Raw genomic sequence first — 13,153 nt, 5'->3', positions numbered from 1 at the left:
ACGGGCATGCCACATCAACTTGATGCGCTAGACCTTAATTTAATGCGCTTACTTAAAGCCGTGGTAGAAAATCGCAGCATCAAGTTGGCGGCGATGCAGCTTGGTATTTCGCAACCCAGTGCCAGTCGTGGGGTGATGAAACTTAAAGACGTGTTTGATGATCCGCTGTTTGTGCGTAAAGCACACGGGGTAGAGCCATCCCCAATGGCGATTCGCCTAGCGGCGGAGTTTGATAACATGCTGTCGCCGCTAGAAAAAGTAGTGCAGGAGTTTTCGGATTTTGATCCACTCGAATACCAAGGTCAGATTGCGATTGTGACTGACCCTTATTTGATGGACGAGCAAGGTCAGCGTTTATTGCGCGGTTGCCATCAAGCCTTTCCTCAAGCCTCATTTGCTTTCTCAAGTTGGAACATTTATTCCCAAGACGAGATGTTAGAGGGCGAGCACGACTACTGCATTCTCGATCAAGAAACTGAGTTGTCGAAAGACATCTACATGCGCCCATTGTTTGTTGAAAAGCGTGTGATTTTGGCGCGTAAAGATCACCCGACGCTGTCGCAAATCAGCAATGACTGGGATACGGTGTCGGAATTGCCACTGGTCTCTTTGCCTGCGCCAGCATCCTACAACCCGCTGTGTACGGTGGAGTCAGAATATCGCCGCATGGGTTACGAGCCGGTCGTACTACTTAAATCCTACAACTTGCGTGTCGCTTGCCAAATGCTGCTTGAGACAGATGCCATCATGTATGCCAGCCAAAGTACTGCACATTTGATGCACGAGCTTGCTTCTTATCCAATGCCGATGGTAAACCGAGAGTTCAGCCAATTTGTTGTTTCTGGGGGGTATTTACAGACCTACCGTAACCACCCATTGCACCGCCATTTGCACCAAGTAGTGCAGCAAACCCTCAATACGCCATTAACGTGATCAGATAGGCAAACAGTCCTATTAGATATTCAAAAATGAATATCTCAATTACCTGTCTGTTTTTCTGAAGAAGGGCTAATCTGACTACAAATAGTCAGGAGAAGCGGCTCTTTTTATCTTATCAATTCTTTGAATGTCTGATTCTTAAAGGACATTCACCATTCTCCGTTATGCAGTTTTTTAATTTCTGGGGAGGATGAATCATGCTCATTGCACGTCTATTTTTATTGCTCGCCATCGTTGCCGAAGTTGCCGGTACCAGTACGATGTCGTTTATTGGTGAAAGTAATGCGTGGGAAGGCTATCTGGTGATGTACGTTCTGATCGCCATTTCCTATTACTTCTTGTCGAAAGCGGCAAAGAAAATCTCTATCGGTGTCGCGTACGCAACATGGGAAGGTTTGGGTATCGCCTTGATTACCCTGGTTTCTATCGTTTTATTTGATGCCAACTTAAGTACGCAGCAATTGCTTGGTTTGGCGCTGGCAGTCGTCGGTATTGTGTGTGTGACGCTCGGCGAATCACACGGTCAGCCTCAACAAAAAGATGAGTTGCCAAGCTCATCGAATGCGAGGTGTTAATCATGAGCCAATTTTTTACTGTTTCATTCGGATTTGTTGTTATGGCGGCGTTGGTCGACATCATGGCGAACATGGCGCTGACTCGCTCTAAAGGCTTTAAGCACAAAGGGTGGGGCATCACTGCGATTGTGTTGGTGATGGCGGCGTTTACCTTACTTGCTCAAGCGGTAAAAGAGATCGACCTTGCGATCGCATACGCCTCTTGGGGTGCAATCGGTATCTTAGGTACCGCGATTGGTGGTGCTTTACTGTTCAAACAAAAGCTTAAGCCGATTGGCTGGTTTGGTATCTTTGTGGTGATTGCCGCGGTTGTGGTGATGAAGACAGCTTGATGTTCTTTGCCTGAGTCCTAGATATCGTCATTCTGAACAGCGAGGGACGAGCGTGATTCAGAATCTACCAACAAAAAGTGCTGTGGCAGAGGTGTTTCCTCTCGCTTCACAGCACTTTGATAGTAGATTCCTGATCTTGCCTAAGCTCGTCGGAATGACAGGGTCTTCGTTCCGGCCCTAAACAATAAAGCTTGCGCCTTCTTCTGCGCTCGAAACGCTTTGACGAATCACGCTAAAGAAACCACGGCCCCAAGTCTGTTGCTTGGCTTCAGTATCCATCTCTAACAATTCACGACCCGTAACGTCGCTTAGGTTATTCAGCTCGCCAGTTTGGCAATCAACGCGGATGATGTCGCCATTGCGTACCAAGCCAATCGCGCCGCCACGAATTGCTTCTGGAGATACGTGGATTGCTGATGGAATCTTACCGGATGCACCCGATAGTCGACCGTCCGTCACTAGCGCGACTTTAAAGCCCGCTTTCTGCACGTTGCCGAGGATTGGCATCAGTTTATGTAGCTCTGGCATGCCGTTCGCTGCAGGACCGTTGTGCGTCACAACCACTATGCAATCTTGGTTTAGTTCACCGCGTTTGTACGCCGCTTCCACTTCGTGTTGGCATTGGAATACGATCGCAGGCGCTTCGATGATGCGCTGATCTTCTTTCACCGCAGATACTTTCACTACCGCTTTACCCAAGTTACCGTTGAGTACGCGAGTACCACCGGTGTTTTGGAAAGCTTGCGTTGGCGCAGCAATCACTTCGCCGTCTTGGCTGCCACCACATGGTGTCCAAGTCAGTTTGCCGTCGACTAGTGCAGGTAGCGTCATTTGGTCTTCGAACTCGCCGAATACCGGTTTCACGTCACGATGAAGCAAGCCCGACTCGTCCAAACGATGCAATAACGCAGGTACGCCGCCCGCTTCTTGGAATGCGTTCATGTCAGCTGGACCATTCGGGTAAACGCGCGCTAATAGTGGCACGACTTCAGATAGGTCACTGATGTCTTGCCATGTCAGAATCAAACCTGCTGCACGCGCCACTGCCAACATATGGATAGTGTGGTTGGTGCTGCCGCCCGATGCCAACAGCGCAATAATACCGTTGATTAGGCTCTTTTCTGTGACAACTTCAGATAATGGGCGGAAGTTGGCTGAACCTGCATTCATTGCCGCAATTTTCAGAGCTGCGTGATCGGTCAGTGCCTTACGTAGCTCAGTATGTGGATGGATGAATGCCGAACCTGGCAGCATTAAACCCATTGCTTCAAACACAAGCTGGTTAGTGTTTGCCGTGCCGTAGAAAGTACACGTGCCCGCCGAGTGGTAAGCGCGACACTCCATATCAAGCAGTGCGTCTTTACCTACTTCGCCCGCCGCGTATTTTTGGCGAACGTCGACTTTCTCTTCATTGCTGATGCCTGTTGCCATCAAACCTGCTGGCACAAACGCCGTTGGTAAGTGTGCGTAAGACAGCGCGCCCATCAATTGTCCCGGTGCGATTTTGTCGCAGATACCCAAAAGCAAGGTCGCATCGAATACGTTGTGGCTCAGTGAAAGTGCTGTTGATTGAGCAATTAAGTCACGAGAAAACAGTGACATGTCCATGCCCGCTTGACCTTGAGTCACGCCATCACACATTGCCGGAACACAGCCAGCAACTTGCGCAGTGTGACCGTAACCAGACAGCACTTGTTTGATTTGATCAGGGTAGTGTTGGTACGGCTGGTGGGCACTTAACATATCGTTGTAAGCACTGATCAGCGCTACATTCGAATGAGTGAAATCCAGAATGCTTTTCTTTTCAGAAGAACAAGATGCCGCAACAGCGTGAGCCAAGTTACCGCAAGACAGACCGACGCGACCTTTGCCTGCTTCGGCTTGGACTTCAGCGCGAGCAAGAAATGCCGCTCGCGCCTCTTGGCTGCGCTCAACTAAGCGTTGAGTAACGTCTAAAATTACTTGATGAGTCATGCCATTGCCTCGTCTTGCACTAGGATTAACTCAGCGGCATTCGACACAACGTCTTCGATGGTTGCATCAATGCTGACGAAAATGGTGCGAGGCTCATCTTCTGGGCGTTCTAGAGCTTCGAACTGGCTGTTGACCATGTTCTCTTTCATGAAGTGACCTTGACGAGCACGCATACGCTCAAGGATCAGTTCTTTGCTGCCATCTAGGAAAAGAAAGGTCACGTTTTCGTTGCCTTCGCGGATTTGGTCACGATAAATCTTTTTTAGTGCTGAGCAGACAATAATGCCGTGCTCGTTTTTGCTTTCTAAGCTATAAGCAGCGTCGCGGATACGTTCTAGCCAAGGTTTGCGGTCGTCGTCGTTCAGAGGTTGGCCCGACGCCATCTTCTGAATGTTTGCTCGTGGGTGAAGATCATCACCATCAATGAATTTACGTCCTAGCTTTTTCGCCAAGTGCTCACCAATTGTGGTTTTGCCACTCGCACAAACGCCCATAACGACGACACTACTACCAGCCATAACTTATCCTCATAACAAATTTGCGCGTGATCTCAATTTTTGAATTCACTTTAAAATATGGGTTTATCTTATTCATGTTATCGGTAACATGTTACCGGTAACTCAAATAAATGTGAACCACAACACAAACAATAATTTTTAAAGGTGAACCCATGGAACAGCTAACCCAAGCTCCAGACCCTACGTTCCTATTAACGATTGCAGTCCTCGCGATTGCAGCGTTACTTGTATTGATTATTAAGCTAAAAGTGCACGCTTTTGCTTCCCTAACTATGGTGAGTTTAGGTACTGCGATTGCGACTGGCGTTTCTTCTGACCAAGTTGTCCCAACCATGATGAGTGGCTTTGGTGGCACGTTGGCTTCAGTTGCATTGCTGGTTGGTCTTGGCGCAATGATCGGTAAGATTTTGGAAGTCACTGGCGGTGCGCAAGTGCTGGCAGATACTTTGATTGGACGCTTCGGTAAAGAGCGCGCACCATTTGCATTGGGTGTGGCTTCACTACTGTTCGGTTTCCCAATCTTCTTTGACGCTGGTCTAGTGGTAATGATGCCAATCATCCTAAGTGTGGCAGCACGCTTTGGTGGTTCGCCAATCAAATACGCACTACCAGCAGCGGGTGCGTTTGCAGTAATGCACGGCTTTGTTCCTCCGCATCCAGGTCCAGTTGCAGCAGCAGAATTCCTAGGCGCAAACATTGGTCTATTGCTTGTTGTTGGTATCCTAGTGGCTATCCCAACTTGGTACCTAGGCGCTTACCTATTTGGTCTGTACGCAGGCAAGAAATTCGATATCCCACTATCAAAAGCATTCTTCAACGGTGAAACACAAGTTGATGAATCTAAGCTGCCAAAATTTGGCACAGTAATGACCATCCTAGTGCTGCCTGTACTGCTAATCTGTTTAGACACAGTATTGAACACACTAGCGGTTGCGGGTGTGATTGATGGTAAAACAGCACTGGTTGAGTTCCTACGTATGCTAGGTAAAACACCGGTAGCACTTCTGATTACTCTGCTAGTGTCTCTTGCGGTATTCGCGAAAGACTACGGCATGGCAAAACTTGAGAAGCTGTGTGGCGACTCATTGGCTCCGATCTGTGGCGTTATCCTAGTAACAGGTGCGGGCGGCATGTTTGGTGGCGTACTGCGTGCAAGTGGTATCGGTGATGCACTAGCAGACGTTCTGACTGACACAGGTATGCCAGTGATCGTAGCAGCGTTTGTTATCTCTACCTGTCTGCGTGTTGCTCAAGGCTCAGCAACCGTAGCACTAACGACAACAGCAGCACTTATCGCACCAGTAGTGGCAGCATCAACTGGTTTGAGCGAGCTAGACCTATGCTTTATCGTTATCGCGATTGCAGGTGGTGCAACAGTGCTTTCTCACTTCAACGACTCTGGTTTCTGGCTAGTATCTCGTCTACTAGAGATGGATGAGAAAACAACGCTAAAAACTTGGACGGTAATGGAAACTTTACTTGGTGGTATCGCATTTATTATCGTAGCAACATTAAGCTTTATTCTTTAGAGGTTACCCATGACAACACTTGAACAACGATTAAGAGAAATCAAAATCGTCCCAGTTATCGCAATCAACGATGTAGCACACGCTCTGCCACTGGCAAAAGTGTTGGTAGAAAACGGTTTACCATGTGCGGAAGTAACATTCCGCACTGAAGCGGCGGCTGAGTCGATCCGCATCATGCGTGAAGCGTACCCAGAATTGCTGATCGGTGCTGGTACAGTACTGACAACAGAGCAAGTGGACATCGCGATTGAAGCGGGTGTGGACTTTATCGTGAGCCCAGGTTTCAACCCAACCACAGTGAAATACTGTCAGCAACGCAACGTGACAATCGTACCGGGTGTGAACAACCCAAGTTTGGTTGAGCAAGCGATGGAAATGGGTCTACGTACCCTGAAGTTCTTCCCTGCAGAGCCATCAGGCGGCGTAAACATGCTTAAAGCACTAACGGCAGTTTACCCAGTGGAGTTCATGCCAACAGGTGGTGTAAGCCCATCTAACGTGGAAGATTACCTAGCGCTGAAATCGGTTGTCGCTTGTGGCGGTACTTGGATGGTGCCAACCGCTATGATGGACAACGGCGATTGGGAAGGTATTGCTGAATTGGTTCGCGCAGTTAAGTAAAACGCGCAAACGGCTCCGAAATACCCCCGAGCGTTTTAAAACGTGAATAGAAAAAGGGTCATCAAGTAATTGATGACCCTTTTTGTTTATCTGCTTAAATCGCAAAGTGATTCACGCGTGATTAACGCATCGTTACGAACTCTTCAGAGCCTGTTGGGTGGATAGCCACAACAGAGTCGAAGTCTGCTTTGGTTGCGCCCATCTTCATTGCTACGCCGAAGCCTTGAATCATTTCATCAACGGTAAAGCCGATGCCGTGTAGACCAACAACCGTTTCTTCTTCGCCAGCACATACTAGCTTCATCTTACATGGTTGACGGTGCTTAGTAACCGCTGTGTACATCGCAGTAAAGCCAGACGTGTAGACTTTGATGTTGTCTTTGCCGTACTTCTCTTCTGCTTCTTGAGTCGTTAGACCGATAGTGCCGATTGGTGGGTGGCTGAATACCACAGTTGGTACCAAATCGTAGTCCATCTTCGCGTTTGGTTTGTTGTTGAACAGACGCTCAGAAAGTTGACGACCCGCTTTAACAGCCACTGGTGTTAGCTCGATACCGCCTTCCATGATGTCACCTACACAGTAGATGCCTTTCACGTTGGTTTCTTGGTACTCGTCTACCTTGATGTAGCCACGATCGTTCGTTGCAACGCCAGTTGATGCTAGGTTGATAGCGTCAGTTGCTGGGTGACGACCGATTGCCCAGATTAGGGTATCAACGTTTTGGCTCTCACCGTTTTCTAGGTGCAGAGTTAGGCTGCCGTCTGCTTCTTTTACCACTTCTTTTGGAACAGAGTGGGTGTGCAGCGTTGGACCTTCTGCGTCCATTACTTCTACTAGCGTTTCGATGATCATTGGATCGAAGCTACGTAGCGGTGATTCTTTACGAACGAATAGGTGTGTTTCTGTGCCTAGTGCATGCAGTACGCCAGCGATTTCTACCGCGATGTAACCCGCGCCGATCACTGCAACGCGTTTTGGTTGCTCAGCAAGCTCGAAGAAGCCGTTTGAATCGATGCCGTATTCTGCGCCTGGGATGTTTGGAATCGTTGGACGACCACCCACTGCGATCAGGATGTGATCCGCTGTGTAGTGTTCACCGTTTACTTCAACTGTTTTCTCGTCAACGAACTTAGCAAAGCCTTTGATAACGTTTACTTTGTTGTTGCCAAGAACGCGGTCGTAAGATTGGTGGATACGACCAATGTAAGCCTGACGACTCTCAACCAGTTTGCTCCAGTCGAAACCTTTTACATCTACATCGAAGCCGTAGTCTTCTGCGTACAGGTTCATTGCTTCTGCAACTTGCGCGCCGTGCCACATCACTTTCTTAGGCACACAACCAACGTTTACACAGGTACCGCCAAGGTCTTGAGCTTCGATAAGCGCTACTTTAGCACCGTACATTGCCGCACGGTTTGCTGATGCGATACCGCCGCTGCCGCCGCCGATACAGATATAATCAAAATGAGTCGCCATTACTTTCTCCAAGAGCTTATTAATTTTGTCTGACAATAATTACATTGGGGTGGTGGGTGATGAACTCAACAGCCCAACGGAATTGTTGTTAATTCCATGTCCCTATCATAAATCGAGTCTAGCAATTTCCTAAATGGGAAAAAGTGACATTGCTTATGACAAATAGCGATGAAAGGGTAACAAAGCAGAATAAGGCGCTATTCCGCTTAGTGTTTTAGAAGTACTTTCATCGTGTTTCGAATGCTTAGACATCACGTTTAGACATTGGAAAGAAATGTGTTCGAGAGATAAAAACGGTTAAAGACTTCCTCAAAATCTTCAGAAACTGTCTCCATTAACCAATCAAGTTTCATGATGTTCTCTTGCCAACGTTTAACGTTTGGAAAGTCACGGAACATATCGTGTCCGGTTGTTTTTTCCACCAACCATGCACGATGCAATATCGGCAACCAAGCTATATCCACTCGACTGAGTTCGTCACCAAAGAAAAACACACTTGAGCCCAATTGCTTTTCCATATTAATCAGCGCTTTTTCAAAGACTCTCCAGTGCTGCTTAAACTCTGCCTCATCAACACTACGCATGGTGCTGCACTGCGGTACATATTGTTTGGAACCGTAGTTTGCCCAAGCTTCTAATAAAGCGATATCTTCTGTGGAGCGAGGTTGGAGTAAGCCTGAATATTGCTTATCCAAGTAGCTGACGATGGCATCAGCATCGAATAAGACTGTGTTGTTTTCGGTGATCACAATGGGTGCTTTACCGTTTGGGGAAATGTCGAATAAGCAGTTATTGAAGTCGGCATATTCGACTTCAAACGGAATGTGCTTTGCTTTAAGCATTGCGGTGACATATTGAAAAAACGGACAAATTTTAAAACTGATGACTTTTAACATGGCAGAAACTCTGGATATTGAGAATGAATGGGGTGAGAGCTCACCCCATTGGTTTTTTTACTTTCGGCCGTTGGCTTAGCCACAACAACTTGTTGACCCACAACCGCCTTGAGCTTGCACGTCTTTGCCGTCCGCAAGATAAGTGTTGGTTAGGTAGAAATTGCTAAACAGCTGCACGAAATCTTCCGATACTGTCTTCTCTACCAATCCTGATTCTAGGATGTGCTTTTGCCATGCCTGCATTTTTGGCAGACCACAGAAGAAGTCGTAACCAGAATGCGCTTTGACGATGGCAGCGCGATGCAGAAGCGGCAACCACGCCATGTCCACATTACTTAGTTCATCGGATTTAAAGAACTTGGTTTCACCAGACAGTTGGTTTTCTGCTTTTTGGAACGCTTTGCTCAGTTTCTCTGCACGTTCTTCAAAGGTTGCTTGGTCTTTGCTGCTCATCGTGCCGCATTGTGCCAAGTAGTGTTTAGAACCTAGGTAGCTCCAAGCTCGGTCTAGGGCGCGTTGTTCGTTTGTCACGCCTTGCTCTAACGGACCGTATTCGTCTTCGATGTATTCGATAATCGCATCAGACTCAAACAGTGCCGTGCCAGATTCTGTCACCATCACAGGCACTTGACCGTTTGGTGAGATGTCTAGGAACCATTGTGGCTTGTCTTTTAGGTTGATGTATTCAATCTCGTAAGGGATCTGTTTTGCTTCTAGTGCCGCTGTTACGCGTTGAACAAATGGGCAAATTTTAAAACTGATAACTTTAAGCATGGTCATTTCTCTCTATGTTTTAGCTTGTTTACATCCCTAAGACGCAGGCAAAAAAGAAAAGACGAAGCGAAGACGAAAATTTTTTAGAAGATAAATAAAAAAAAGCGCAACGAGGTCATCGTTGCGCTTTAAGGTTCTGAAATTAAGTGTTTTTTATTCTGGAACGATCCAGTCGACTTTCCAGTGACCCGTTGCTGGCGCGATCGCTTCTTGCAGGAATGGCAGAATTTCTTTCATCTGGCTTTCCAGTTTCCACGGTGGGTTAATCACGATCATGCCTGATGCCGTCATGCCGCGCTCGTTGGTGTCTGGAGATACGCCCAATTCGATTTGCAGAATTTTGCGAATGCCAAGCCCTTCCAAGCCTTCAATCATGTCTTCGATGTCATGGCGGTTTACTACTGGGTACCAAATCGCGTAGATGCCCGTTGCCCAACGTTTGTGGCTTTGGTAAATCGCTTGCACGACGTCGCGGTACTCTTTCGCTAGCTCGTATGGTGGGTCAATCAGCACCAAACCACGACGTTCTTGCGGTGGCAGGCTGCCTTTCAGACGCTTAAAGCCATCTTCTTTGTAGATGCTCACTTGGCGATCGCGGTGGAACTCTTGTTCTAGTAGCGGGTGATCGGCTGGGTGCAGCTCAGTTAGAACCATGCGGTCTTGTGGGCGGATTTGCGCACGTGCAACACGCGGTGAGCCTGGGTAGTAACGCAGGTTCTCACCGTTGTTCAATGTTTTGATTGAATCGATGTAGCTTGCGATCTCTTCAGGGATGTTTGAGTTGTCCCAAATGCGTGCGATGCCTTGTTTGTATTCGCCCGTTTTCTCAGACCATTCGTGAGTCAGATCGTAGCGTCCCACACCCGAGTGGGTATCGTGATAAACAAACGGCTTATCTTTTTGCTTTAGTGCATCAAGAATGAGGCTTTGAACGATGTGTTTTACCACGTCAGCATGGTTGCCAGCGTGGAAGCTGTGGCGGTAACTTAACAAATTAAACTCTCGAAACACTCTTTGACTGAGTGTGGTCTGTGATTTTCGCGATATGGCGGTATTATACTCAAGTAACTTGAAGAAGTAGAACTTCGATTCAAATCAGTATCACTGATAGGGATTCGCTATTGAAATTTCTTTAAGTCACCCATACTTAGTATGAGTAAACAAATTGAACCTAAGTGGGATTGTGCCGCTCCAATAGAGTGCCAAACCGAACTTAGGCATAACAAGACTCAAGGACAGAGTAAGCGCTCTTTGACCCATTCGGTCATTGCTGCATCGAGAAAGGGAACGGAAATCCCCCCATCCATGTTGTCGGCTTGCCTGTGCATTGAGTTCGCCTACTGTTTTGCAAACACCAATAGGTTCTTTGCAAATGCGAATAGGCAAATACAGAGCCAAAACACAAAAGGAATTATTCATGTCTAATCCACTTCTTACGTTTACGGATCTTCCTCCGTTTTCGCAAATCAAACCAGAACACATTAAACCTGCAGTGGAGCAGGCGATTGCGGATTGTCGTGCCAAGATTGACGAGGTACTAAAAGAAAACGCAAACCCAAGCTGGACCAGTGTGATCGCGCCAATTGAAGAAGCGGATGACCGCTTGAGCCGCATTTGGTCACCAGTGGGTCACATGAACTCAGTAGTGAACAGCGAAGCGCTGCGTGAAGCTTACGAAAGTTGTCTGCCAATCCTGTCTGAGTACGGTACTTGGGTTGGTCAGCACAAAGGTCTTTACGAAGCGTACAAGGCGATCAAAGCCAGCGAAGAGTACGCGACGCTGACGCGTGCACAGCAGAAGACTATTTCAGATTCACTGCGTGACTTCGAGCTTTCGGGCATCGGTTTACCATCAGATGAGCAACATCGCTACGGCGAAATCAGCAAGCGCATGTCTGAGCTGAGCTCAAAATTCTCCAACAACGTGCTGGATGCAACCATGGGTTGGACAAAGCACGTTGCCGACGAAAAAGACCTAGCGGGTATGCCAGAATCTGCACTTGCGGCGGCAAAAGCGGCAGCAGAAGCAAAAGAGCTCGATGGCTACCTAATCACGCTAGATATCCCATCTTACCTACCAGTGATGACGTACTGTGATAACCAAGACCTACGTAAAGAAGTGTACGAAGCGTACGTAACGCGCGCTTCTGACCGTGGTCCAAACGCAGGCAAGTGGGACAACACGGAAATCATCACTGAGCAGCTAAAACTGCGTCATGAAATCTCTCGTATGTTGGGTTTCAACACTTACAGCGAGAAATCTCTGGCAACCAAAATGGCAGAGAACCCAGCGCAAGTTCTTGGTTTCTTGAACGATTTGGCAACCAAAGCGAAACCACAAGGTGAGCGCGAAATCGAAGAGCTACGCCAGTTTGCTAACGCAGAATTTGGTGTTAGCGAACTAAACGTGTGGGACATTGCGTACTACAGCGAGAAGCAAAAGCAGCACTTATTCCAAATTTCGGATGAAGAACTGCGTCCTTACTTCCCTGAATCAAAAGCGGTAAGTGGTCTATTTGAAGTACTAAACCGCGTGTTTGGTATGACAGTTACAGAGCGTGAAGGCGTGGATACTTGGCACGAGTCAGTGCGTTTCTTCGATATCTTCGACGGCGAAGGCACACTACGTGGCAGCTTCTACCTAGATCTATACGCACGCGAACACAAACGTGGCGGTGCGTGGATGGACGATTGCCGTGGTCGTCGCGTAACGCTATCAGGCGAGCTACAAACACCGGTTGCTTACCTAACGTGTAACTTTAACCGTCCTGTGGGCGACAAGCCTGCACTGTTTACGCACGATGAAGTGGTGACTCTGTTCCACGAGTTTGGTCACGGTATCCACCACATGCTGACGCAAGTAGAAACAGGCGCGGTATCGGGTATCAACGGTGTGCCTTGGGATGCGGTTGAGCTACCAAGTCAGTTCCTAGAAAACTGGTGTTGGGAAGAAGACGCGCTGGCGTTTATTTCTGGTCACTATGAGACTGGCGAACCGCTACCAAAAGCGATGCTAGACAAAATGCTAGCCGCGAAGAACTTCCAGTCGGCGATGGGCATCCTACGTCAGCTAGAGTTCGGCTTGTTCGACTTCACTCTGCACACAGAATACGACCCAGAAGTGGGTGCTCGTGTGCTGGAAACCTTGGCAGAAGTGAAAGAGAAAGTGGCAGTTGTACCAGCGGTTGAGTGGGCGCGTTTCTCACACAGCTTTGGTCACATCTTCGCTGGTGGTTACAGCGCAGGTTACTACAGCTACCTATGGGCAGAAGTGCTGTCTTCAGATGCGTTCTCTCGCTTTGAAGAAGAAGGCATCTTCAACAAAGAAACCGGTCTAAGTTTCTTGAATAACATCCTAGAAATGGGTGGCAGTGAAGAACCAATGGAGCTATTTAAGCGCTTCCGTGGTCGTGAGCCAGAAATAGATGCGCTACTGCGCCATTCTGGTATCGCAGCGTAATCTCGATTGAGAATGAAAATGGGCAGCCAAGTGGCTGCCCATTTTTTTGTTCTTAGAT

Annotated in this window: 12 protein-coding genes; 6 read left to right on the top strand and 6 right to left on the bottom strand. The window is 47.9% G+C overall.

Annotation, left to right across the window (positions count from 1 at the left end):
- Positions 1-6: 6 nt before the first annotated feature.
- The 3 genes from KIT90_RS14640 to KIT90_RS14630 all read left to right on the top strand — a co-directional run bounded on the left by KIT90_RS14640 (position 7) and on the right by KIT90_RS14630 (position 1,846).
- Positions 7-933, top strand: coding sequence for a LysR family transcriptional regulator (locus KIT90_RS14640; RefSeq protein ID WP_009699062.1), 927 nt, complete (start codon positions 7-9; stop codon positions 931-933).
- A gap of 203 nt (positions 934-1,136) precedes the next feature.
- On the top strand, positions 1,137-1,514 hold the full coding sequence (locus KIT90_RS14635) for an SMR family transporter (protein ID WP_005430013.1): 378 nt from the start codon (positions 1,137-1,139) through the stop codon (positions 1,512-1,514).
- Positions 1,515-1,516: 2 nt separating this feature from the next.
- Positions 1,517-1,846 (top strand): SMR family transporter, encoded by a 330-nt coding sequence (locus tag KIT90_RS14630; RefSeq protein WP_005429986.1) that lies wholly within the window; start codon positions 1,517-1,519, stop codon positions 1,844-1,846.
- A 177-nt stretch (positions 1,847-2,023) separates the two neighbouring features.
- On the opposite strand, the gene edd is transcribed toward KIT90_RS14630, so the two are convergent.
- Both edd and KIT90_RS14620 read right to left on the bottom strand, forming a co-directional pair.
- Positions 2,024-3,820 (bottom strand): phosphogluconate dehydratase, encoded by a 1,797-nt coding sequence (gene edd / locus KIT90_RS14625; protein WP_285377272.1) that lies wholly within the window; start codon positions 3,818-3,820, stop codon positions 2,024-2,026.
- On the bottom strand, positions 3,817-4,338 hold the full coding sequence (locus tag KIT90_RS14620; protein WP_005449047.1) for a gluconokinase: 522 nt from the start codon (positions 4,336-4,338) through the stop codon (positions 3,817-3,819). Before KIT90_RS14620 ends, edd begins: the two co-directional genes overlap by 4 nt.
- A 152-nt stretch (positions 4,339-4,490) precedes the next feature.
- Here KIT90_RS14620 and KIT90_RS14615 point away from each other — a divergent pair, with 152 nt between their 5' ends.
- Both KIT90_RS14615 and KIT90_RS14610 read left to right on the top strand, forming a co-directional pair.
- Complete coding sequence (locus KIT90_RS14615) at positions 4,491-5,867, top strand: GntP family permease (protein ID WP_005434597.1); 1,377 nt, start codon at positions 4,491-4,493, stop codon at positions 5,865-5,867.
- Between the two features lie 9 nt (positions 5,868-5,876).
- The gene (locus KIT90_RS14610) at positions 5,877-6,488 is read left to right on the top strand and encodes a bifunctional 4-hydroxy-2-oxoglutarate aldolase/2-dehydro-3-deoxy-phosphogluconate aldolase (protein ID WP_005430025.1); all 612 of its coding nucleotides are present in this window, start codon (positions 5,877-5,879) and stop codon (positions 6,486-6,488) included.
- Positions 6,489-6,609: 121 nt separating this feature from the next.
- Here the strand turns inward: KIT90_RS14610 and gorA are convergent, their stop codons facing one another.
- The 4 genes from gorA to KIT90_RS14590 all read right to left on the bottom strand — a co-directional run bounded on the left by gorA (position 6,610) and on the right by KIT90_RS14590 (position 10,628).
- The gene (gorA, locus tag KIT90_RS14605; protein ID WP_005429991.1) at positions 6,610-7,965 is read right to left on the bottom strand and encodes a glutathione-disulfide reductase; all 1,356 of its coding nucleotides are present in this window, start codon (positions 7,963-7,965) and stop codon (positions 6,610-6,612) included.
- A 257-nt stretch (positions 7,966-8,222) separates the two neighbouring features.
- Entirely contained in the window at positions 8,223-8,861 is a 639-nt protein-coding gene (locus KIT90_RS14600) for a glutathione S-transferase family protein (protein WP_285377269.1), read from the bottom strand.
- A gap of 75 nt (positions 8,862-8,936) precedes the next feature.
- A complete protein-coding gene (locus KIT90_RS14595; protein WP_285377267.1) occupies positions 8,937-9,641 on the bottom strand; it encodes a glutathione S-transferase family protein in 705 nt (234 codons plus the stop codon).
- A gap of 147 nt (positions 9,642-9,788) precedes the next feature.
- The gene (locus KIT90_RS14590; RefSeq protein WP_005434590.1) at positions 9,789-10,628 is read right to left on the bottom strand and encodes a 23S rRNA (adenine(2030)-N(6))-methyltransferase RlmJ; all 840 of its coding nucleotides are present in this window, start codon (positions 10,626-10,628) and stop codon (positions 9,789-9,791) included.
- Between the two features lie 424 nt (positions 10,629-11,052).
- Between KIT90_RS14590 and prlC the strand changes: the two genes are divergently transcribed.
- Positions 11,053-13,095, top strand: coding sequence for an oligopeptidase A (gene prlC, locus KIT90_RS14585; RefSeq protein ID WP_285377265.1), 2,043 nt, complete (start codon positions 11,053-11,055; stop codon positions 13,093-13,095).
- Positions 13,096-13,153: the final 58 nt, after the last annotated feature.

Source organism: Vibrio sp. B172a (genome assembly GCF_030248355.1).
In the GTDB taxonomy this organism is placed as follows: domain Bacteria; phylum Pseudomonadota; class Gammaproteobacteria; order Enterobacterales; family Vibrionaceae; genus Vibrio; species Vibrio owensii.
The sequence above is the reverse complement of the archived record's forward strand: the minus strand, read 5'-3'. Positions and strand labels throughout refer to the sequence as shown.

Coding starts and splice junctions, on each gene's coding strand:
- KIT90_RS14640 (WP_009699062.1), top strand. CDS start 7: ATGCCACATCAACTTGATGCGCTAGACCTTAATTTAATGCGCTTACTT.
- KIT90_RS14635 (WP_005430013.1), top strand. CDS start 1,137: ATGCTCATTGCACGTCTATTTTTATTGCTCGCCATCGTTGCCGAAGTT.
- KIT90_RS14630 (WP_005429986.1), top strand. CDS start 1,517: ATGAGCCAATTTTTTACTGTTTCATTCGGATTTGTTGTTATGGCGGCG.
- edd (WP_285377272.1), bottom strand. CDS start 3,820: ATGACTCATCAAGTAATTTTAGACGTTACTCAACGCTTAGTTGAGCGC.
- KIT90_RS14620 (WP_005449047.1), bottom strand. CDS start 4,338: ATGGCTGGTAGTAGTGTCGTCGTTATGGGCGTTTGTGCGAGTGGCAAA.
- KIT90_RS14615 (WP_005434597.1), top strand. CDS start 4,491: ATGGAACAGCTAACCCAAGCTCCAGACCCTACGTTCCTATTAACGATT.
- KIT90_RS14610 (WP_005430025.1), top strand. CDS start 5,877: ATGACAACACTTGAACAACGATTAAGAGAAATCAAAATCGTCCCAGTT.
- gorA (WP_005429991.1), bottom strand. CDS start 7,965: ATGGCGACTCATTTTGATTATATCTGTATCGGCGGCGGCAGCGGCGGT.
- KIT90_RS14600 (WP_285377269.1), bottom strand. CDS start 8,861: ATGTTAAAAGTCATCAGTTTTAAAATTTGTCCGTTTTTTCAATATGTC.
- KIT90_RS14595 (WP_285377267.1), bottom strand. CDS start 9,641: ATGACCATGCTTAAAGTTATCAGTTTTAAAATTTGCCCATTTGTTCAA.
- prlC (WP_285377265.1), top strand. CDS start 11,053: ATGTCTAATCCACTTCTTACGTTTACGGATCTTCCTCCGTTTTCGCAA.